21 protein-coding genes are annotated in these 21,184 nt (G+C 76.1%); 15 read left to right on the top strand and 6 right to left on the bottom strand.

Annotated features, from left to right (window positions below; genetic code table 11):
• Window positions 1-70 precede the first annotated feature (70 nt).
• From ACFV04_RS19745 to ACFV04_RS19730, 4 genes are all read right to left on the bottom strand, one after another.
• Window positions 71-2,107 (bottom strand): NHL repeat-containing protein, encoded by a 2,037-nt coding sequence (locus tag ACFV04_RS19745; protein WP_380530586.1) that lies wholly within the window; start codon window positions 2,105-2,107, stop codon window positions 71-73.
• A 204-nt stretch (window positions 2,108-2,311) separates the two neighbouring features.
• Entirely contained in the window at window positions 2,312-2,734 is a 423-nt protein-coding gene (locus tag ACFV04_RS19740) for a heme-binding protein (protein WP_380530583.1), read from the bottom strand.
• Window positions 2,735-2,860: 126 nt separating this feature from the next.
• Entirely contained in the window at window positions 2,861-4,063 is a 1,203-nt protein-coding gene (locus tag ACFV04_RS19735; RefSeq protein ID WP_380530580.1) for an MFS transporter, read from the bottom strand.
• A 304-nt stretch (window positions 4,064-4,367) separates the two neighbouring features.
• Window positions 4,368-4,835 (bottom strand): MarR family winged helix-turn-helix transcriptional regulator, encoded by a 468-nt coding sequence (locus ACFV04_RS19730; protein WP_380530577.1) that lies wholly within the window; start codon window positions 4,833-4,835, stop codon window positions 4,368-4,370.
• A 322-nt stretch (window positions 4,836-5,157) separates the two neighbouring features.
• On the opposite strand from ACFV04_RS19730, the gene ACFV04_RS19725 reads away from it, so the two are divergent.
• From ACFV04_RS19725 to ACFV04_RS19700, 6 genes are all read left to right on the top strand, one after another.
• Complete coding sequence (locus ACFV04_RS19725; protein WP_380530574.1) at window positions 5,158-5,748, top strand: lytic polysaccharide monooxygenase; 591 nt, start codon at window positions 5,158-5,160, stop codon at window positions 5,746-5,748.
• A gap of 230 nt (window positions 5,749-5,978) precedes the next feature.
• A complete protein-coding gene (locus tag ACFV04_RS19720) occupies window positions 5,979-7,076 on the top strand; it encodes a chemotaxis protein (RefSeq protein ID WP_380530571.1) in 1,098 nt (365 codons plus the stop codon).
• A gap of 145 nt (window positions 7,077-7,221) precedes the next feature.
• The gene (locus ACFV04_RS19715) at window positions 7,222-7,788 is read left to right on the top strand and encodes a TetR/AcrR family transcriptional regulator (RefSeq protein WP_380346805.1); all 567 of its coding nucleotides are present in this window, start codon (window positions 7,222-7,224) and stop codon (window positions 7,786-7,788) included.
• Window positions 7,789-7,922: 134 nt separating this feature from the next.
• Window positions 7,923-8,363, top strand: coding sequence for an SRPBCC family protein (locus ACFV04_RS19710; RefSeq protein ID WP_380346806.1), 441 nt, complete (start codon window positions 7,923-7,925; stop codon window positions 8,361-8,363).
• Window positions 8,364-8,448: 85 nt separating this feature from the next.
• Entirely contained in the window at window positions 8,449-9,807 is a 1,359-nt protein-coding gene (locus tag ACFV04_RS19705; protein ID WP_380346807.1) for a carotenoid oxygenase family protein, read from the top strand.
• A 259-nt stretch (window positions 9,808-10,066) separates the two neighbouring features.
• Window positions 10,067-11,401 (top strand): NAD(P)/FAD-dependent oxidoreductase, encoded by a 1,335-nt coding sequence (locus tag ACFV04_RS19700; RefSeq protein ID WP_380530566.1) that lies wholly within the window; start codon window positions 10,067-10,069, stop codon window positions 11,399-11,401.
• A gap of 72 nt (window positions 11,402-11,473) precedes the next feature.
• Here the strand turns inward: ACFV04_RS19700 and ACFV04_RS19695 are convergent, their stop codons facing one another.
• Complete coding sequence (locus tag ACFV04_RS19695; RefSeq protein WP_380530563.1) at window positions 11,474-11,824, bottom strand: hypothetical protein; 351 nt, start codon at window positions 11,822-11,824, stop codon at window positions 11,474-11,476.
• Between the two features lie 260 nt (window positions 11,825-12,084).
• Between ACFV04_RS19695 and sigK the strand changes: the two genes are divergently transcribed.
• The 3 genes from sigK (at window position 12,085) to ACFV04_RS19680 (ending at window position 15,252) form a co-directional block, all read left to right on the top strand.
• Entirely contained in the window at window positions 12,085-12,678 is a 594-nt protein-coding gene (sigK, locus tag ACFV04_RS19690; protein ID WP_380530601.1) for an ECF RNA polymerase sigma factor SigK, read from the top strand.
• The gene (locus ACFV04_RS19685; protein ID WP_380530560.1) at window positions 12,675-13,667 is read left to right on the top strand and encodes a MerR family transcriptional regulator; all 993 of its coding nucleotides are present in this window, start codon (window positions 12,675-12,677) and stop codon (window positions 13,665-13,667) included. Before sigK ends, ACFV04_RS19685 begins: the two co-directional genes overlap by 4 nt.
• 91 nt (window positions 13,668-13,758) lie before the next feature.
• A complete protein-coding gene (locus tag ACFV04_RS19680; RefSeq protein WP_380530557.1) occupies window positions 13,759-15,252 on the top strand; it encodes an SDR family oxidoreductase in 1,494 nt (497 codons plus the stop codon).
• A gap of 136 nt (window positions 15,253-15,388) precedes the next feature.
• On the opposite strand, the gene ACFV04_RS19675 is transcribed toward ACFV04_RS19680, so the two are convergent.
• Window positions 15,389-15,694: a hypothetical protein gene (locus ACFV04_RS19675; protein ID WP_380346771.1), complete on the bottom strand. Its 306-nt coding sequence runs from the start codon at window positions 15,692-15,694 to the stop codon at window positions 15,389-15,391.
• Window positions 15,695-16,086: 392 nt separating this feature from the next.
• On the opposite strand from ACFV04_RS19675, the gene ACFV04_RS19670 reads away from it, so the two are divergent.
• From ACFV04_RS19670 to ACFV04_RS19645, 6 genes are all read left to right on the top strand, one after another.
• A complete protein-coding gene (locus ACFV04_RS19670; protein ID WP_380346770.1) occupies window positions 16,087-16,353 on the top strand; it encodes a hypothetical protein in 267 nt (88 codons plus the stop codon).
• Window positions 16,354-16,577: 224 nt separating this feature from the next.
• Window positions 16,578-17,417 carry a GNAT family N-acetyltransferase gene (locus tag ACFV04_RS19665; protein WP_380530554.1) on the top strand — a complete coding sequence of 280 codons (840 nt, stop codon included), beginning with the start codon at window positions 16,578-16,580 and terminating at the stop codon, window positions 17,415-17,417.
• 110 nt (window positions 17,418-17,527) lie between these two features.
• Window positions 17,528-17,752 carry a translation initiation factor IF-1 gene (gene infA, locus ACFV04_RS19660; RefSeq protein WP_360255148.1) on the top strand — a complete coding sequence of 75 codons (225 nt, stop codon included), beginning with the start codon at window positions 17,528-17,530 and terminating at the stop codon, window positions 17,750-17,752.
• A gap of 75 nt (window positions 17,753-17,827) precedes the next feature.
• Window positions 17,828-18,406: a hypothetical protein gene (locus ACFV04_RS19655; protein ID WP_380346766.1), complete on the top strand. Its 579-nt coding sequence runs from the start codon at window positions 17,828-17,830 to the stop codon at window positions 18,404-18,406.
• A 150-nt stretch (window positions 18,407-18,556) separates the two neighbouring features.
• Window positions 18,557-19,624: an alpha/beta fold hydrolase gene (locus ACFV04_RS19650; protein WP_380530549.1), complete on the top strand. Its 1,068-nt coding sequence runs from the start codon at window positions 18,557-18,559 to the stop codon at window positions 19,622-19,624.
• A gap of 220 nt (window positions 19,625-19,844) precedes the next feature.
• Complete coding sequence (locus tag ACFV04_RS19645) at window positions 19,845-20,843, top strand: DUF4232 domain-containing protein (protein ID WP_380530546.1); 999 nt, start codon at window positions 19,845-19,847, stop codon at window positions 20,841-20,843.
• Window positions 20,844-21,184 lie beyond the last annotated feature (341 nt).

The raw sequence follows: 21,184 nt of genomic DNA, 5'->3' as shown, positions 1-21,184 counted from the left end.
GGTAGTCGCCCCTACGGCCCCGGCCCCGCAGTGGGGCCGGCGCCGCGGGGAACCGCAGGTCAGCGCCCGGTCAGGGCCGGGCGGGTCCGCCCTGCAGGGGGGTGCGGACGGGGGCGGCGGCGCCGACCAGGACGACCAGCTCGTGGCCGCCGGGGTTGGTCCGGACGGGCACGGTGCGCCAGTTGTTGGCCAGCCAGACGTTGCCCGAGGGGTCGATCTGCAGGCCGGTGTTGCGCTCCAGGCCGTCGCTCGGATACCCGGTGCCGGGCGGGGAGATCGGCTGGCCGGTGCGGAACCCGGGCGGACAGGCGGTGAGGTCGGTGCCGCACAGCCGGGCGACGCGGTGGCCGCCGAAGTTGGCGACCCAGACAGTGTCGTCCCCGTCGACGGCGACGCCCCAGGGCAGGAACAGGCCGCCGTCGGTGAAAGGTTCGGGGGCCGGGGTGCCGTCGGGCCCGATCAGGGTGACCGAGGCGCCCGGGAGCGGGCCGGAGCCGGTGTCGGTGCCGACGGCGGCGGCGAAGTCGTCCGCGGTGGTGTTCCCGCAGGGCACCGGCAGGATGCCGCTGTTGCTGACCCAGGCGTAGCCCCTGCTGTCGGTGGCGACGGCCAGCGGGCGGCGCAGGCCGCCGCCGGTGACGGTCCGCTCCGGGGTGCCGTCGGCGGCCAGGACCTGGACGCTGTCGTTGCCGTTGCCGCTGACCCACAGCCGCCCGGCGGGGTCGACGGCGGCGCCGAAGGGCTTGCTCAGGGCGGGGGTGGGGACCTCCCGGGCGCGGGTGGCGTCGCCCTCCGGGATCCGGGTCACGCTGTCGCCGCCGCAGTCGGCGACCCAGACCGTGCCGGCCCGGTCGGCGGCCATGCCCTGCGGCTGGACGATGCCGCCCCCGCGCCAGCCCTCGCGCGGGGAGAGCGCGGTGCCGTCCGCAGCGAACCGGGAGACGCTGCGCTCCAGCGGGGCCGGGTCGACGGGGCAACCGTCGCCCTGGAAGCCGAAGTTGCCGACCCAGGCACTGCCCCGGGCGTCGACGGTGATGCCGAAGCCGGCGCCGTACAGGCCGCCGCCGCGGTAGGGCGCGCCGGGGGCGTCCCGGCCGGCGGGGGTGAACTTCAGGACGGTGCGGCCGCCGCAGACCGGGACGGCGGGGTCGGCGCCGTAGCGGTAGTTGTTGCTGACCCAGGCGTTGCCGTCGGCGTCGAAGGCGATGTTGCCGGGGCCGTCGAGCTCCCGGCCGTTGCCGTCGTAGCGCAGGGCCACGGTCCAGGCGTCGGGGGCGGCGGGCAGGGCCGGCCGGTAGGTCGGGGTGGTGGCGGCGAGGTCGAAGAGGCCGGCGGCGTTGTTCCCGGGGTCGTGGGCGATGTCGACGGCGGCGCGCAGGGTGTCGCGGGGCCGGTCGTGGCCGGGGCTGCGGGCCAGGTCGAACAGCCGGTCGCAGGCGCCGCCGGTGACGCAGGCGGCGAGCAGGTCGGCCAGGGTGTTGAACTCGGCCATGGTCGAGGTGAGGGCGCCGTTGGGCGGCGCGGCGAGCAGGGCGGCGACGTCGCCGGTGCCGGTGTCGGCCAGGTTGTGGGCGACGGCGGCGGCGTTCTGCAGCCCGGGGTGGGGGCCGGAGACGCCGTCCGGGCCGGTGAAGCGGGACAGGGCGTAGGCGACGGCGACGGTGGTGCGCTCGTTGACGACGAGTTCGGGAGGGGCGGCGGCGCCGCCGAGCACCGCGGCGAGCACGGCCGGCCCGCCCCGCCGGGCCCCGTCCGGCCCGGCCCCGTCCGGCGGCGCGCCCTGCGGGGCCCGGCCCGCGGGGCGCCCGAGGTCGGCGAGCACGTACAGCACGGCGCGCGGGTCGTGCGGACGGCGGTAGTCGAGGGTGAAGCGTCCGTCCTCGGCGCTGCGGGCACGGGCCAGTACCCGGGGCGCGGCACCCTCGCCGTCCCCGGCCTGGTAGAGCGTCACCTCGGCGCCGCCGAGCGGGGTGTCGCCGCTGCGCACCACCCCGCACTGGTCGGTGCTCTCCCACCCGGCGGGGGCGGGGGCCGCCGCGTGGGAGGGGCCGGCGGCGAGCTGGGCCAGGAGGGCGGCGGTCAGCAGGACGCCGTGGCGTCGGCGCATGGGGGCTCCGTTCGGTCGCGGGGGAACGGCGGCCCGTGCGCCCGGCACGGGCGGGGCCGCCGTCCTCCTGCCTGCCACACCGGGGCGCCGCCGTGCGCGACCGGCCGCGGGACGCGGCGGAAATTGCCCGGTACGGGCGAGGCGGTGCGGCGGGAGGTGTCCCCGCCGCACCGCCCCGCCCGTGTCGTCCGGGGGCGCGGTGCCTCAGCGGAGTTCGGCCAGGGCGGCGGTGGCGAAGGCGTGGTCCTGCTCGGGGGCGCCGCCGCCGATGCCGATGGCGCCGATCAGGCGGCCGTCGCGGTGGACGGGGATGCCGCCGGCGATGAACAGCAGGGGGCGGTCCAGCGCGGTGGACAGGGAGTGGAACGGGCCGTCCGGCTTGACCAGGTCGACCAGGTCGGCGGTCGGGGCGTTCAGCTGGAGGGCGGTGTAGGCCTTGCGGGTGCTGGTCTCGCCGGAGATCAGCACGGCGCGGTCGTCGCGGCGGAAGGCGAGCAGGTGCCCGCCCGCGTCCAGGACGGTGACGCCGACCGCGACCCCGGCCGCCTCGGCGGCGGCGCGGGCGGCGGAGACGAGGGTCTCGGCGTCGGTGATGGTCAGCGGGGCGACGGCGGTGGTGGTGCTCATGGGTGGTTCTCCCGTGGTGCGGTGCGGTGCTCGGTGCGGGTGGTGGGGGTGGTGGTGCTCGGTGCGGGTGGTGGGGGTGGTGGTGCTCGGTGCGGGTGGTGCGGTGGGGGTGGTGCGGGGCGCCGGTCAGTGGTGCAGGGCGGCGGCGCGGGGTGCGGCGTCCGGGGTGACGGTCGTGGCGGCCCGGTCGCGGCGCTCCAGGGCGGCGGACCAGAAGGCGAGGACGAGCGCGGCGGCGGCGAGGGCGGCGCCGACCCAGTTCGGGGCGGTGTAGCCGAGGCCGGCGGCGATGACGGTCCCGCCGAGCCAGGCGGCCAGCGCGTTGCCGAGGTTGAACGCCCCGATGTTGACGGCCGAGGCCAGGGTGGGCGCGCCGTGGGCCTGGTCCAGGACCCGCTTCTGCAGCGGGGGGACGGTGGCGAAGCCGAGGGCGCCGACGAGCAGGATGGTGACGGCGGCCAGGACCTTGTCGTGCGCGGTGAGGGTGAACAGGGCCAGCACGACCGCGAGGCCGCCGAGGGTGGTGTAGAGCATCGGCATCAGCTTGCGGTCGGCGTACCTGCCGCCGAGCAGGTTGCCGAGGAACATGCCGACGCCGAACAGCACCAGCAGCCAGGTGACCGCGCCCTCGGAGTAGCCGGCGACGTCGGTCATCATCGGGGCGACGTAGGTGATCGCGGCGAAGACCCCGCCGAAGCCGAGCACGGTCATCGCCATCGCGAGGAGCACCTGCGGGTTGCGGAAGGCGGTCAGCTCGCGGCGCAGGTGGGCGCCTTCGGGGCGCGGCATCGCGGGCACCAGCCTGGCGATGCCCAGCAGTCCGAGCACGCCGAGCACGGCGACGCCGCCGAAGGTGGTGCGCCAGCCGACGGCCTGGCCGACGAAGGTGCCCAGCGGCACGCCGACGATGTTGGCGACGGTCAGTCCGGTGAACATGGTGGCGATGGCGCCGGCCTTCTTCCCGGGGGCGACCAGGTCGGCGGCGACGACCGAGCCGATGCCGAAGAAGGCGCCGTGGGCCAGGGAGGTCACGATGCGCCCGGCCAGCATCAGCGGGAAGGTCGGGGCGAACGCGGAGAGCAGGTTGCCGGCCACGAACAGGCCCATCAGCAGCATCAGCATCGTCTTGCGGTTGATCCTGGTGCCGAGCGCGGTCATCAGCGGCGCGCCGAGGACGACACCGAGGGCGTAGCCGGTGACCAGCAGGCCCGCGCTGGGGATGGAGACGCCGAAGTCGCCGGCGATCCGGGGCAGCAGGCCCATGATCACGAACTCGGTGGTCCCGATCCCGAACGCGCCGATGGCCAGGGCGAGGAGAGCGAGAGGCATGGGCCGTCCCTTCCGTGCGGTTGCTTGAGTGGGCGCCTAGCGTGCTTTCACAATAGTTGCAGACGCGCGATAAGTGCAAACGCTGACAGGAGGCGTGCGCCATGGGGCCTGGTCGGGGCGTTCCGGTCGGGGGTGTTCCGGCCGGGGCGGTCGGGCCGGTGCCGGGCCTGTGTCGGTGGCGCCGGGCCCGTGTCGGTGGCGGGGTGCCGGGAAACGCGACCGGGCCCGACGCGTCCGTGCCGCGGGGCGGCAGGGGCGGGTCGGGCCCGGTCGGGTGGGGGAGCGGCCGGCGGGCCGCCCGGGGTCAGGTGCGGGACGAAGCGGCGTCCACGGCCTCGACGGCCTCGACCAGTGAGGCCAGCTCGGGGTTGCGGGCGGCCTCGTCGAGCGCTTCCCGCAGGGCGGCGTCGTTGGTCGGCCGGGCCTCCTCCAGGAGCTTCAGGCCGTCCTCGCTCACGTTGGTGTAGATCCCGCGGCGGTCGGTCGGGCACAGGTAGCGCAGCAGCAGGCCGCGGTCCTCCAGCCGGGTGACCAGGCGGGTCGTGGCGCTCTGGCTGAGGACGACGGCGTCGGCGACCTGCTTCATCTGCAGGTGCCCGCCCTCGCCGTCGTGCTGGCGGCTGAGCACGTCGAGCAGCGAGTACTCCCGCACGCTCAGGTCGTGCCCGGACTGCAGGGCGCGCTCGATGTGGGACTCGATCCTGCCGTGCAGGAGGGACAGTGCGCCCCAGCCGTTGGCGAGGGCGGTGAGCGCGGGGTCCGTGGCGGTCATGGGGCCTGGTCTCCTTCCGGATGTGGATGTACTCCAGTCAGGATACGCCATGAAATGAAATATCGGCTAGAGCTTATATAAAGCTTGTGCAAGTATCTTTCGCCCCGGAGTTCACGCGACGCCCTGACGTCCGCGCGGCACCCCGGCGGCCGCACGGTGGCGCCGGAATGGTTCAGACCATTGACGCGCGGGAAGGCGGCTCCTACGGTGTCCGCAACCGGTCTGGCGCGAGCATGCCATGTCATGGCAGGGCCCCACGCGCACCCCCACGCGCACGCCCCGCGCCGGGCGCACACTCCATCCACCCCCACGGAGGAGCACCATGCGCACACGCCACCTGATCGCGGCCACCGCGGCCGCGATCGCCCTGCCGATCGCGACGGCCTTGCCCGCCCAGTCGCACGGCTTCGTCAACCAGCCGCCGAGCCGCTCCGCACTCTGCGGGGCCAACGCCGTCCCCTGGGACTGCGGCGACATCCAGTGGGAGCCGCAGAGCGTCGAGGGCCCCAAGGGCTTCCCGGGCCGCGGCCCGGCCGACGGCACCATCTGCGCCGGCGGGGACGCCCGGTGGGCGCCGCTGGACGACCCGCGCGGCGGTACCTGGCCCACCACCACGGTGACGGCCGGCCGGCAGCTCACCTTCACCTGGGAGATCGAGGCCCGGCACTCCACCACGAACTTCACGTACTACCTCACCAAGCCCGGCTACGACGCCTCCCAGCCGATCACCCGGGCCGCCCTGGACCTGACCCCGTTCCTGACCGTCCCCTACAACGGCCGCCGGCCCGCCGCCACCACCACCCACACCGCGACCCTGCCCACCGGCCGCACCGGCCACCAGGTGATCGTCGCCGTCTGGGAGATCGCCGACACCGGCAACGCCTTCTACTCCTGCACCGACGTCCGGTTCTGACCCACCGCCGCGTCCCGCCGCCGCCCGCCCCCGCCCGGGCGGCGCCGGCGGGGCGCCGCGCGTCCGGGGCCCCAACAGGCCCGGCCGGGGCGGTCCCGGCCGCGCGCTCCGGAGCCCTTTCCGCGCGCCGGAAAGCCGCAGATCTGTAGATTGAGGGCATTTGGGGGGAGCAGCGCCAGGCTTCGCGCGTCCACGCACAGAAGGCCGAACCGCCTTCGGAAAGGGTCTCCATGCACCCCGCCCTCAGCCCTGCCGTCCTCGCCGAACTGCGCCGGCCCCGGCCCTACCCGGTGGTGTCGATCCTGATGCCCACCCACCGCCGGGAGCCGGACAACGCGCAGGACCCGGTCCGGCTGCGCAACCTGCTGGCCGAGGCGAAGGAGCGGGTCCAGGCCGACCCGGCGGTGTCCCGGGCCGAGCGGATCGACGTGCTGGAACAGCTCGACCGGGCCGCGGCCGAGGTCGACCTGGTGCACGCGGAGGACGGCCTGGCGGTCCTCGTCGCGCCCGGTGAGCACCGGGTCTGGTCACTCGGGCGCACCGCCCCCGCCCGGGTGGTCGTGTCCGACACCTTCCTCACCCGCAACCTGGTCGCCGCGCACGCCGCCGAGCGCCCGCACTGGGTGCTCGCGGTCTCCGCCGACCGGGTCGCGCTGTGGGGCGGCACCGGCGAGCGGGTCGTCGAGGAGACCGGCGACGGCTTCCCGCTGGTGCGCGTCCACGACAACCCCGACCCCGAGCGGCAGGAGCAGATCGGCGACACGCCCAGCACCTTCCGCGACGAGGAGACCAAGACCTTCCTGCGGCAGGCCGACACCGGGATCGGCAAGGTGCTCGCCGCCGACCCGCGCCCGCTGTACGTGGTCGGCGAGGCCGCCGCGCTCGCCCTGCTGGACGCCGTCGGCCCGATCGCCCAGCAGGCCACCGCGCAGATCCCGCACGGAGGCCTCGCCCAGGCCGGCGCCGAGACCGTGCGCCGGGTGGTCGAGCCCGCCGTGCGCGCCCGGGCCGAGCGCGAGGTCACCGACGCCCTCGCGGTGCTCGACAAGGCCCGCGGCGGCAAGGGGTTCGCCGCCGGCCTGGACGAGGTCTGGCGGGCCGCCGGCGAGGGCCGGATCGACCGGCTGGTGGTCGAGGAGAACTACCGCGCCACCGTCCGCGACGACGGCGAGCACCTCGTGCCCGCCGAGTCCGACCAGTCCGGTGCCCGCGAGGACATCGTCGACGAGGTCATCGAGCGCGCCCTCGACACCGGCGCCACCGTCAGCTTCGTCCCCGACGACACCCTCGCCGACAGCGGGCGGATCGCCGCCGCCCTGCGCTACTGACCCGCCGGCGACCCTTCGCGGCCGCCCACCGGAGCACCCCTCCGACGGGCGGCCGCGGTGCGTCCGGGGCGGTCGGGGTGGTCGGGGCGGCCGCGGTGCATCCGGGGTCTTGACGCCCCGTAAGTGTGAGTGGTTGAGTACTCACATGCAGACGGAACGCCGCCGACAGTTGTCCACCGCCGAGGAGCGCCGGGAGACGGTGCTGCGCACCGCGATCGGTGCCTTCGCCGCCCGTGGCTACTTCGGGACCACCACCACCGAGGTCGCCAAGGCCGCGGGCATCTCCCAGGCGTACGTCTACCGGCTCTTCCCGAGCAAGGAATCGCTGTTCGTCGCCGTCGTCGAGCACTGCTTCGTCCAGGTGCGCGCCAGTCTGGAGCTGGCCGCCGTCGAGGCGAAGGGCAGCTCGGCGGAGGTGGTGCTGCACGCGATGGGGGAGTCGTACGCCCGGCTGATCAGCGACAACGACCTGATGCTGATCCAGCTGCACGCCCAGGCGGCGGCGGTCTCCGAGCCGGCCGTGCGCGAGGCGGTCCGCCAGGGCTACGCCCGCCTGGTGGAGTACGTCCGCGGCGCCTCCGGCGGCGAGGAGCGGCAGATCCAGGAGTTCTTCGCCACCGGGATGCTCTGCCACCTGCTGGTCTCGATGGGCGCGGACGCCGTGGACGCGCCCTGGACCAGGACCCTGTCCGCGGGCATCACCCACTACTGACCCGCACCCGCCGCCGACCCGTTCGGCCCCGGACCCCGCACCGGCGGGGCGCGCACCCGCTGCGCGCGCCCGCCGTTTCTTCGGCCACGAGTGTGAGTGGTCAACCACACATATATCTGAGAGGAAACCCCACCATGTACACCGTCGACCCCACCGCCCCCCTCGTCGTCCGCCTGTCCACCGTGATCGACGCCCCGCTCGACACCGTCTGGGCCCTGCACACCGACATCGGTGACTGGCCCGTCTGGAACACCGACATCGACCAGGCCCGCCTCCACGGCCCGCTCGCCGAAGGCGCCCTGTTCACCTGGCGCACCCACGGCATGACCATCACCTCGACCGTCCACGAGCTCGTGCCCGGCGAGCGGATCGTCTGGGGCGGCCCCGCCAACGGCATCGACGGCATCCACGTGTGGACCTTCGAGCAGACCGGCGGACAGGTCACCGTCCACACCGAGGAGTCCTGGAGCGGCGAGCCCGTCGACGCCATGCCCGAGGAACTCGGCCACGCCCTGCGCGCCTCCCTGGAGAGCTGGCTCACCTGCCTCAAGAACCGTGCGGAGAAGCGTCTCTGACGGAACATCACCGAATCCCGCCCCCCGCCATCCGATCCCGCCCCACCACCCGATCCCGCCCCACCGAGACTGCGAGGCCCCGACCATGACCGGCAAGCCCTATCTCACCGGCCACTACACCCCCGTCGCCGACGAGATCACCGCCACCGAGCTGACCGTCGAGGGCACCCTGCCCCCCGAGCTCACCGGCCGGCTGGTCCGCAACGGCCACAACCCCAAGCCCGGTGTCACGCCGACGCACTGGTTCAAGGGCAGCGGCATGGTCCACGGCGTCCGGCTGCGCGCCGGGCGCGCCGAGTGGTACCGCAACCGCTGGGTGCGCACCCCCGCCCTGGACGGCGCCCCGTACATGACCGAGCACGGCCCGGACCTGACCGCCAGCGTCGCCGGCACCCACGTCATCGAGCACGGCGGACGGCTGCTGGCGCTGTGCGAGGCCAACCTCCCCTTCGAGCTGACGCCCGAACTGGAGACCGTCGGGGCCTACGACTTCGGCGGGCGGCTGCGCACCGCGATGACCGCCCACCCCAAGGTCGACCCCGTCACCGGCGAGCTGCACTTCTTCGGCTCCTCGCCCGTCCCGCCGTACCTCACCTACCACGTCGCCGACGCGAGCGGAGAGATCGTCCGCAGCGTCGAGGTGCCCGGCGCGAGCGCCGCTCTCAAGCACGACTTCGGCCTGACCCGCAGCCACGTGGTCTTCGTCGAGGGCAACGTGACCTTCGACCCCACCGAACGCTCCGGCATCCCCTACGGCTGGAAGGACGAACAGCCCGCCCGGATCGGCGTGATGCCGCGCACCCCCGGCGGCGCCGGACGGATCCGCTGGTACCCGGTCCGGCCCGGCAGCATGCTGCACGCCGCCAACGCCTACGAGGACGCCCGGGGCCGGATCGTGCTGGAGGGCCCCACCGTCGACCGCGAGGGCTTCGAACGCTCCTGGAACTGGTGGACCGGCGCCCCCGGGCGCGGCAGCGAGCCGTCCTCCCGCTCCTTCAACCGCCGCTGGGTGATCGACCCGGACACCGGCACCGTCGACGAGGACACCGTGGACGACCTCGCCACCGAGTTCCCCACCATCAACGAGGACTACCTCGGCGCCGAGCACCGCTACCAGTACGCCGTCTCCTTCCCGGACGACGACCTCGGCGGCTACGGCATCGTCAAGTACGACCGCACCACCGGGGAACGCCACCTCCGCCCGGTCGGTGACGCCCGGCTGCCCAGCGAGGCCCTCTTCGTCCCCGCCGCCGGCGCCACCCGCGAGGACGACGGCTACCTCCTCACCGTCGTCTCCGACCTCAAGCAGGACACCTCCCGGCTGCTCGTCCTGGACGCCTCCGGCCTCGACCAGGTGGCCGCCGTCCACCTGCCGCGCCGCGTCACCGCCGGCGTCCACGGCTCCTGGATCCCCGACAACGGGCCCGACGCCGACCGGGACTGACACCCAGGCCGGGCCCGACGCCGACCGGGACTGACACCCAGGCCGGGCCCGACGCCGACCGGGACTGACACCCGCCGGGACCGGCACCACGCCACCCCCTCCCCGCCTCCCGGTTCCGCCCCGCCCCGGCGCGCGGAACCGGGAGGCGCCCCCAATCCGCCGCCGCACCCGCTCCGAACACCGGATGCGTCCCCGCACGGGCGCCGCCCAGCCGCACCGCACCGAGCGCACCGCACCGGCCGACCGGGAGGGAACCCCGTTGACCACACCCACGACCGCACCGCCCGCCGCCCCGCGCACCCCGCGGACCCCCGAACGCCGCCGGATCGCCGTCGTCGGCGCGGGCGTGGCCGGCCTCACCGCGGCCTGGGAACTCCGGCGCGCCGGCGCCGCCGTCGAACTCTTCGAAGCCGACGGACGCCTCGGCGGCCACGCCCACACCCAGCGCGTCCCCGCCCCCGACGGCCGCCGACTCGCCCTGGACACCGCCTCCCTGATCCACGACGAGCGCACCAGCCCGCACCTGGCCCGACTCCTGAGCGACCTCGGCGTCCCCACCCGCGACGCCGACATGAGCATCTCCGTCCACTGCCAGGGCTGCGGCCTCGCCTACGCCGGCGCCGACGGCCCGGCCGGACTCCTCGCCCGCCCCGACCCGCCGCTGCGCCACCGCTACCTGCGCCTGCTCGCCGACATCCCGCGCTTCCGGGCCCGCGCCCGCCGCCTGCTCGCCACCCCCGGCGCCGGCGACCCCACCCTGCGCGACTTCCTCCTCGACGAGTGCTTCTCCGGCTACTTCCTCCACCACTACCTGATCCCCCTGGCCGCCGCGGCCCCGCCCCGCGCCCCCGAACCCGCCGGCGACCACCCCGCCCGCCACCTGTTCGCCCTCCTGGACCACCACGGCCTGCTCACGGAGACCGGCCCGCTGGCCTGGCGCACCGTCACCGGCGGCTCCGCCGCGTACGTGCGGCGGATCGCCGACCGGCTCACCACCGTCCACCGCAACACCCCCGTCCGGGCCGTCCACCGCCACCTCGACGGCGTCACCCTCACCACCGGCGACGGCCGCCGCGCCGAGGCCGACGCCGTCGTCATCGCCACCCACGCCGACCAGGCCCTGGAACTGCTCGCCGACCCCACCCGCGCCGAACGCGAGGTCCTCGCGGCGTTCCGCCACACCAGCACCCCCACCGTCCTGCACCGCGACGCCTCCGTCCTGCCCCGCGACCACTGGGCCCGCAGCGCCTGGAACTACCGCATGCCGCACTGCACCGCCCCGGCCGGCACCGCGCGGATCAGCCACCACCTCAACCGGCTGCTGCGCCTGGACACCGCGGAGGACTACCTGGTCACCCGCAACGAATCGCCCCACGACCCCGTCCCCGAGGACCTGGTGATCTCCCGCACCGTCCACGAGCACCCCGTCCACACGGCCGAGTCCGTCGCCGCCCAGCGCCTGCTGCCCCGGCTGACCACCGGACGCACCGCGTTCGCCGGCGCCCACCACGGCTGGGGCTCCCACGAGGACGGCTGCCGCTCCGGCCTGGCCGCCGCCCGCGCCCTGCTCGGGCTCGCAGCGGACGCGCCGTGACGGCCGCCGGGCACCGCACCGGGCGGGCCCAGAACGCGTACCCGACCCGCAGCCAGGGCGCGTGCCGCTCGATCAGCGCACGCAGCCCGGCCAGGGCCGCCGCCTTGGCCCGGGCCCGGTAGCGCACGTTCCAGCCGCCGTTCCCGGACAGCTCGGGCTCCTGGAGGCGGGGCGCCACAGCACCTGCTCGGCCCTGGGGGGCCGGCCGGGGTTCACCTCGTGCAGGTCCCGGTTGCGGGTCAGCATGATGATCTCGGCCGCCGCCTGCGCCTTGACCGCCGGGCCGAGCACGTCGTCCATCCGGCACATGGGCTCGGCCCAGTCGGCCTGCCGGCCGGCCCGCAGCACGACGGGGGAGAGGTCGAAGCGGACCTCGTAGCCGGCGGCCAGAAAGTCGTCGGCGGCCCGGACCCGCTCGGGCACCGCACGGGAGGGGCGGAGTGGGACACGGGTGACCTCCAGGGGAGCCGATCGCAGGGCCCGCCGTGCCACGGGCGAAAACGCTGCGCAAACGCTGCGAATACCCGGCCGGGGTTCCGCTGCGGGACGGTCGGAGTGTGCAGGCGACGATCGACCGGCGACCCGGCGCGAGCGCCCCCGAAGCCCCCGGCGCCGGGGTGCCGACCCCCGAGGCACCCGGCGCCGGGACGTCCGCGGACCGGCGGGCCGGGCTGCGCGCGCTGATGGCCCGGACCGCGTGCGGCGACGAACGGGCCTTCGAGGCCCTCTACGGCACCGCCGCCGCCCCCGTCCTCGCCCTGGTCCTGCGGGTGCTGCGCGACCGCGCCCAGGCCGAGGAGGTGGCCCAGGAAGTGTTCTGGCAGGTGTGGCGGGAAGCGCCGCGCTACCGCCCCGAGCGCGGCGAGGTCCTGCCCTGGGTGCTCACCCTGGCCCACCGGCGCGCCGTCGACCGCGTCCGCTCCGCCCGGGCCGCCGCCGACCGCGACCGCACCGCCGCCCTGCGCGACTACACCCCCGACTTCGACCAGGTCGCCGACCGCGTCGAGGACGCCCTGGACCGCGACCGCGTCCGGCGCGCCCTGACCGTGCTGAGCGACGCCCAGCGCGAATGCCTGCTCCTGGTCTACTTCGGCGGCTGCACCCAGGCCCAGGCCGCCGCCCGGATCGGCGCCCCCCTGGGCACCGTCAAGACCCGCATCCGCGACGCCCTGCGCCAACTGCGCGGCCACCTCGGCGACGCCCCCCTGCCCCCGCCCCGCCGGTCCCCGCGTCCGAGCGGCGCACCGGCGCGCCCCGCCGTAGGCTCACGGCCGTGACCGCCCCCACCGTCGCGGCCGCCGCCGCACTGACCACCGGAGCCCTCGCCCGCCGGCTCGGCGTCTCGCCCACCACCATCCGGTCCTGGGAGAGCCGCTACGGCATCGGCCCGGCCCACCGCGACCCCGGGCGGCACCGCCGGTGGGAGCCGCACGACGTGGCCGTGCTGGAGGAGATGTGCCGCCTCACCGCCCGCGGCGTCACCCCCGCCGAGGCCGCCCGCGTCGCCCTGGCCGCCGGCACCGCCGACCCGTCCGCGCCCGTCGGCGGCGCCGCCCCGGACCGGGCCCCGAGCGCGCCGCCCGGGCCGTCCGGGACCGTGCCCGCCCCCGGCGGCAACACCCTGCCGGTGGGCACCGTCCGCCCCGAGTGCCGGGGACTGGCCCGCGCCGCCGTACGCCTCGACGCCCCCGAGATCGCCCGCATCCTGCGCCGCAGCATCGACGACCTCGGCGCGGTCACCGCCTGGACCGAGGTCATGACCCCGGCCCTGCGGGCGGCCGGGCGCAAGTGGGCCGTCGAGGGCGAACGCTGCGTCGAGGTCGAACACCTGCTGTCCTGGCACGTCGCCGCCGCCCTGCGCCGGGCCTGCGACCGGGCCGACCCGCCGTCCGGCCCGGCCGTGCTGCTCGCCGGCATGCCCACCGAACTGCACTCCCTGCCGCTGGAGGCCGTCGCCGCCGGCCTGGCCGAACGCGGCCTGCCGTTCCGCATGTTCGGCCCCGCCCTGCCCCCCGAGGCGCTCCTGGAAGCGGTGCGCCGCACCGGACCGCCGGCCGTCCTGCTCTGGTCCCAGGTCGCCCGCACCGCCGACCGGACGCTGGCCCACCACGTCGCCCGCACCACCTGGGGCCCCCACGGCGCCCGCACCGGGCCCGTCGTGCTCGCCGCCGGCCCCGGCTGGGCCGGCCCCCGCCGCCCCCCGGGCACCCTGAGACCCCGTGACCTGGCCACCGCCCTCGACCAGTTGGAACGACTGCTGCGCTGACCGGGCCGCCCGGACCGGGCCCCGCCCGGACCCCGGGCTGACCGGGCCCCGCCCGGAAGACCCCGCCGCAGCCGCAGGAAAGGAGCCGACAGTGGACGAGCCGACCCCGACCGGACGGCGCTGCCTGGTCACCGGAGCCACCGGCTACATCGGCGGACGGCTGGTGCCCGAACTCCTCGCCGCCGGGTACCGGGTGCGCTGCCTGGCCCGCGACCCCGGGCGCCTGCGCGACCAGCCCTGGCGCGCCGAGGTCGAGGCCGCCCCCGGCGACGTCACCCGGCCCGAGACCCTCGACGGCGCCTTCGACGACGTCGACGTCGCCTACTACCTCGTCCACTCGCTCGGCACCGGAGCCGACTTCGAGGACACCGACCGGCGCGCCGCCCGCGCCTTCGGCCGCGCCGCCGCAGCGGCCGGGGTCGCCCGGATCGTCTACCTCAGCGGACTGCTGCCCGCCGGCGTCCCCGAGGCCGAACTCTCCCCGCACCTGCGCTCACGCGCCGAGGTCGGCCGGGTCCTGCGCTCCGCCGGCGTGCCCACCGCCGAACTGCGGGCCGCGGTCATCATCGGCTCCGGCTCCGCCTCCTTCGAGATGCTCCGCTACCTCACCGAACGCCTGCCCGTCATGGTCACCCCCCGCTGGGTCGACACCCGCATCCAGCCCGTCGCCGTCCGCGACGTGCTGTCCTACCTGGTCGGCGCCGCGGCCCTGCCGCCCGAGGTCGACCGGGCCTTCGACATCGGCGGACCGGACGTCCTGACCTACCGCACGATGATGCTCCGCTACGCCCGCGCGGCCGGCCTGCCCCGGCGGGTGATCCTGCCGGTGCCCGTCCTGTCCCCGGCCCTGTCCAGCCTCTGGGTCGGCCTGGTCACCCCCGTCCCCGGCCCGCTCGCCCGCCCGCTGGTGGAGTCGCTGCGCCACGAGGTGGTCTGCCACGAGCACGACATCGCCCGCTGGATCCCCGACCCGCCCGGAGGCCCCACCGGCTTCGACCGCGCCGTCGAACTCGCCCTGCGCCGCATCCGCGACGCCGGGGTCACCACCCGCTGGTCCTCCGCCTCACTGGCCGGCGCCCCCAGCGACCCGCTGCCCACCGATCCCGACTGGGCCGGCGGCAGCCTCTACCAGGACCTGCGCGAACGACGCGTCGCCACCGCACCCGCCGCCGTGTGGCGGGTGGTCGAAGGCATCGGCGGCGACAACGGCTGGTACTCGCTGCCCTACGCCTGGGCCCTGCGCGGCACCCTCGACCGCCTCGCCGGCGGCGTCGGCCTGCGCCGCGGCCGCCGCGACCGCCACCACCTGCGGGTCGGCGACGCCCTCGACTTCTGGCGGGTCGAGGAGATCGAGCCCGGCCGGCTGCTGCGCCTGCGGGCCGAGATGCGCCTGCCCGGCCTGGCCTGGCTCGAACTGCGGGTCACCCCCGACGGGGCCGGCGGCACGCGCTACCGCCAGCGCGCCCTGTTCCACCCGCACGGCCTGGCCGGCCACGCCTACTGGTGGACGATGGCGCCCTTCCACGGCCTGGTCTTCGGCGCCATGGCCCGCAACATCACCGACCAGGCCCGCCGTGCCGCCTGACCGCCGTGCCGCCTGACCGCCGTGCCGCCTGACCGCCGTGCCGCCTGACCGCCGTGCCGCCTGACCGCCGTGCCGCCTGACCGCCGCGCCGCCTGACCGCCGTGCCGCCTGACCGCCGTGACCGCCGGGCCGGCGGTCACACCGCGGCCGCCTCGGCGGGCCGGGGGGAGCGGACGGGGGAGGGCGCGGGGGCCTGCGGGGCCGCGCCCTCGTCGGAGCCGGCCGGCTCCAGGGCCACGTCGAGCACGTCGACCATCCGGCGCAGCTTCTGCTGGACGCGGACGGCCTCGGGCCGCGGGACGCGCACGACGGCCCGGGCCGAGGCCGGCGCCGCGGTGGTGAACGCGAGGTCCAGGACCCGGTGGTTGTTGAGGGTGGAGGCGAGCCGGGCGAGCGTCCCGGTGGTGGGGCGCAGGGTGACGGTGAGCCGGGTGTGTTCCATGGCGACGGTCCTGTCTGTGGATGGGACTGGCGGGCCGGGAAAGCAGAAAGACCCCTCGCGGAGCGCGAGAGGTCTGCGTGCGGGCGGTGGGCCGGGGAGGTTCACTCCTCCCGGCGCGGTGCCGGCACGCCGCTGGTAATCAGCTGCTGCTGCATGCCCCGCATGCTGGCAGAAACCCGCAGCGGTGGGACGGGGCGTCTCATCCTGCGGGACAGCGGCGGTGCCGCGCCGTCAGACCGCGCGCCGCGCCCGTACACCTGTCCGCACGCCCGTCCGCGGGCCGCGCCCGTACGGCCCGTCCGCGGGCCGCAGCGCGACGCCCGGATACCATCGGCCGCCGTCGCCGGCCGCAGGCCCGTACCGCCGGCCGTCCGACCCCGCAGGAGCGCACCGTGCCCGCCCCCGACCGCCCCGCCTGGTTCACCGGCCCCGAGGAGTCCCTCGCACTGCTGCGCGGCGCCGCCGAGTCCGGCGGCGTGAGCCTCGACCCGGACACCCCGCCCGGGGAGGAGGACGCCCGGGTGCTGACCGACGAACTCGCCGACGTCCTCCTGTCCGGGGACTGCTTCGACCGCGACCGCGACTGGGAGATCACACCGTTCGGCGACCTGGTCGAGACCCTCATCGACACCCTCAACCGCTACGCCTACCCGGACTGATCCCCGCCCCGGGCGGTGCCGCTCCCGGAGGTGCCGGCCGTAAACCGGTTGGGACCGGGGGCCCGCGACTGCTACGGTCTGCGCAGCCGTGAGAGAACGCGAGGAGGTGAGACCCATGAAGGCCGTATCCATGTGGGTGCTCCCCCTTTCCGTCACGGTGGGCGGTTGACATAGGTGTCGCCCCGGGAGCGCCTCAGACCAGGCACTCCCGAAAGGCACCACCCATGAACCCCGAACACGTCAACCCCGTGCGCCCGGACCCGCTGCACGCGGACCCGGCGCGCCCCCTCCCGGGCACCGGCGACCGCGCGGTCGTGGTCACCCGGCTCTCGGACACCCAGTGGCACGCCGTGCAGGACGACCGCGTGGTCGGCTCCGGTGACGCCTCGCGCCGGCCCGACGGGCGGCTCTTCGTCAGCGTCGACGCGTGGCACGACGAGGTCTTCGACCGCGTCGCCGCGGCGATGTCGGCCGACCTTCCCGAACCGCTGCACACCCTCACCGACGAGGCCGACCGGGACACCACGGCCGCCTGGCAGCGGGCCGGCTTCACCACCGTCCGCCGTGAGCGGGGCTACCTGCTGCCCACCGACCCGCAGGCCACCGGCCTCGGCGCGGTACGGCCCCCGGCGGGCGTGACCGTCCTGCCCGCCGGGCAGGCACAGGAGGGCCCGCTGCGCGCCCTGGACCGGATCGTCCACGCCGAGGTCGAGGCGGGCCCCGGCTGGCCGGCGATGCCGGCCCAGGTGCTGCCCTGCCCGGCCGGCACCACGGTGGTCGACCCCGCCCGCTACGCGGTGGCGCTGCAGGACGGCGAGTACGTCGGACTGCTGCGGGTGGCCCCGCTCCGCCGGCCGCGGATCGGGATGCTCGCCGTCCGCGCCGACCACCGGCGCCGCGGCATCGCCCGCGTGCTGCTGGCCCACGCGCTGGAATCGATGCACCGGGCCGGCACCGCCTCGGCCTGGGCCGACGTGGCGGAGTCCAACACGGCCGCCACCGCCCTCGTCGAGGGCATCGGCGCCCGCCGCGCGGGCGCGACCCTCGAACTCGTCCGACACTGACGACGACTGACCACGACTGACGACGACTGACGAGGACTTACACGACTGACGACGACTGACGACACCGTGCGACAACCGACGACCGACCACCGAACGGAGAGGTGAGAGACATGGCCAAGACAGCAGACGGAATCGAAGTCGAAGGCACCGTCACCGAGTGCCTGCGCAATGCCACTTTCAGGGTGGAGCTGGCCAACGGGCACATCGTGCTCGCCCACATCAGCGGCAAGGTCCGCAAGAACCACATCAAGATCCTCCCGCACGACCGGGTGCTCGTGGAGCTCAGCCCCTACGACCTCACCCGCGGCCGGATCCGCTACCGCTACCGGTCATAGGGTCCGCCGTCGGACCCGCGTACCGGGCCGGGGAATCCGGCGGCGCCGGCGGGGCGCAGCGGCTTGGATGGGGGGATGACCGACACCGCGATCCCCCGGCTGCGCGAGGCCGTCCGCCGTACGGGTGAACTCACCCGTGACCGCACGCCCACCGGCCGCCGGCCCGGCGACGCCGACGTCCACGACGGGACCTTCGCCACCGACGGGGCGATCGGGTTCGACCCGCTGCCCTTCCTGCGCGCCCTGCAGGAGGCCGGGTCGGGCGCCGTCGTGGTCGGCCAGGTCGCCGGCATCATGCACGGCTCCGTCGAGCCGACCGGAGACCTCGACCTGCTCTGGGACGGCACCCCCGCCGAGGCCCGCGCCCTGCGCGCGGCCCTCACCGCGGCGGGCTGCGCCGAACTTCCCGACCTCGGCCGCCCGGTGGGCTCCTACCGGGTGGCCGGGGCGAGCGGCGACCTGTGCACGCCCGCAGTGCCGTGGGGCGGCCTGGACACGGCCGCCTGCCTGGGGCGGGCCCTGACCGCCACCGACGCCGCGGGCCTGACGGTGCGGTACGTCGCCCTGGACGACCTGATCCGCATGCGGCGCGCCCTCGGGCGGCCCAAGGACCACCGCCGGGCCGACGAGCTCGAACTCCTGCACAGGACCTGAGCGCGTCGGCCCGGTTCGGTCATCCTGCGGTGCCTCCGTCGGCCGGCCCAGCGTCAAGTGACTGATGTGCGCGACCGCCCCGCGGACCACAGTGGGTGGTGCCGGCCGCCGGTCCGCGGGGCCGACGCGACGCACGACGGAGGAACGAGCATGATCGACAGGCGCACCTTCACCAGGGCCGTCGGGCTCGGGGCGGGCGCGAGCGCGCTGTCCCTGGCCGCCCTGCCCCAGGCCGCGCAGGCCGCACCGGCAGCCCCCGCACCCGCGGCCCCCGCCCCGGAGGCCGCGCCGGGCGGCGCCCCCGCCGGGCGGACCGGGTTCGCCCGGCGGGGGCAGGTCCGCGCCGGGGTGCTGGACGTCGGCTACGCCGAGGACGGCCCGGCGGACGGCCCCGTGGTCGTCTGCCTGCACGGCTGGCCGTACGACATCCACAGCTACGTCGACGTCGCCCCGCTGCTCGCCGCGCAGGGCTACCGGGTGATCGTCCCCTACCTGCGCGGGCACGGCCCGACGCGTTTCCTGTCCGCCCGTACGCCCCGCAACGCCCAGCAGGCCGCGGTGGCGCTGGACGTCGTCGCGCTGATGGACGCGCTGGGGATCGGCCGGGCGGTGCTGGCCGGCTTCGACTGGGGCTCGCGCACCGCCGACATCGTCGCCGGGCTGTGGCCCGAACGGGTCAAGGCACTGGTGTCGGTCAGCGGGTACCTGATCACCGACGTCGAGAAGCAGAAGGAGCCGCTGGCGGCCGCCGCCGAACACACCTGGTGGTACCAGTTCTACTTCGCCACCGAGCGCGGGCGCCTGGCCATGGAGGACCGGGACAAGCGGCGCGCCCTGTGCCGCCTGGTCTGGGAGGACGTCTCGCCCACCTGGGCCTTCGACGACGCCGTCTTCGAGCGCACCGCCGCCGCCTTCGACAACCCCGACTACCCGGCGATCGTCATCCACAACTACCGCTGGCGCCTGGGCCTGGCCGACGGCGAGCGCCGCTACGACCGCCTGGAGCAGCGACTCGCCGCCCGCCCCCGGATCGCCGTGCCCACCGTCACCCTCGACCCCGGGCGCGACCCCTTCACGGCCCCCGGCGACGGCTCGGCCTACCGGCAGTACTTCACCGGCCCCTACCTGCACCGCACCCTCCCGGAGGTCGGCCACAACCTGCCCCAGGAGGCGCCCGCCGCCTTCGTCCAGGCCGTCCTCGACGCCGACCGCCTCTGAGGCCGGCACCGCCCCTGCCGCCCCTGCCCCTGCCGCCGTTGCTCCGCCGCTGTTCTCCGGCGCTGCGTCCGCTGCTGTTCTCCGGCGCCCCCCGGCCCCGGCCCCCGCCCCGGGGAGCCGGGGCCCGCCCGCGCCCGAACCCCGGACCATTGCAGACCTGTTGCACGCGGAGTGGCCCGGCTCACAGCCGTTCGGGCGCGGAGCGTGATCGACTCGCCCGATGCGTCAGTTCGAGAAACACCCGGCCCTCCTGACGGCCCGCCGGTCGGCCGCACTCGCCGCAGCCGCCGCCGCGGCCGTCGCGCTGCTCACCGGCTGCGGCTCCCGGGTGGCCGGCGCGACCGGCGCGGCCGGGGCGGACGGCACCCCGGCGGCGTCCGGCACCGCCGGGCCGTGCGGGATACCGCTGCCGTCGCCCACCGGCGCCCAGGAGCCGTCCGGGCTCGCCCAGCGCGGGGTGCGGATCGCCGCCGTCGGCCCGGTCTGCGCCGAGTACGAGGTGACCAACCCGGACGCCGAACCGTCCGACGTCACCGTGGTGTTCAACCGCCTCTCGGCGACCGGCGCCGCACTGGACACCGTGACGCACACCGTCACCGCGCTCGCCCCGGGGGCCACCGAGAAGCGGCGGATCGACCTGTCCCCGTCCGACCGCACCCGGCCGGCCACCGGCGCACAGCTGAAGATCGTCAAGGTCCGCAGCGTCCCCAGCGCCGAGGCCCCGCAGCCCGGCGGCCCCTGCCCGGCGTCCGGTCTGCGCCTGTACGCGGACGAGGGGGACGCCGCGATGGGCCTGCGCGTGGTCGGCCTGCACCTGCGCAACTGCGGCACGGCCGCAGTGACCCTCGACGGCTACCCGACCCTGCAACTGCTCGACGTCGACCACCGGCCCGTCGACGGTGTACGACTGCTGTCCGGCGGCGCCGAGATCGCCACCGGCACCGGCGCGGACACCCCGCCGCAGAAGATCGCGCTGCGCCCGGGCGAGGGCGCCCGCGCCACCCTGGTGTGGCGCAACACCACGGGGGACGGCGCCCCGGTGAACGCCCCCTACGTGCGGGTCCGGGCCACCCCGGACGCGGCCCCGGTGACGCTCACCCCGGAACTCGACCTGGGCACCACCGGCCGCCTCGGCATCGGCGCCTGGGCCGGCGAGGCCGGCGACGCCCGGCCGCCCGCGACCACACCGCCCTCCCCGTCCGGCGCCCCGGCCGGCTGACCGCGTGACACCCGGGCGGGGCGGGCGCCGTCCGGCGGGCCCCCGCAGCCCAGGCCCGGACCGCCCGCCGCCGTGCTCGGCGTCGACTGCAGCACCGGCACCTTCGGCAGCGACGGCACCCAGCAGTCCTTCACCAGCTCCTGCACGGCCACCGGCACCACCCCGTGGTGCGTGAACGCGAGCTGTTCGAACGGCACCACGCGGACAGCCGGCCCGTACCCGGCCTTCCGGAACGTGCGGGTCCACTGCCTGCCGGACACCACCGCCCTGCGCGGCCGGGTCGGTTACGTCCGCCCCCCGCACGGGCGGCCGTGCGACCGGCGGCCCGGCACGCTCCCCCG

Origin of the sequence: Kitasatospora sp. NPDC059599, from assembly GCF_042735125.1 — a bacterium.
Classification (GTDB): Bacteria; Actinomycetota; Actinomycetes; order Streptomycetales; family Streptomycetaceae; genus Kitasatospora.
This window is presented reverse-complemented; position numbering and strand designations above follow the sequence as displayed.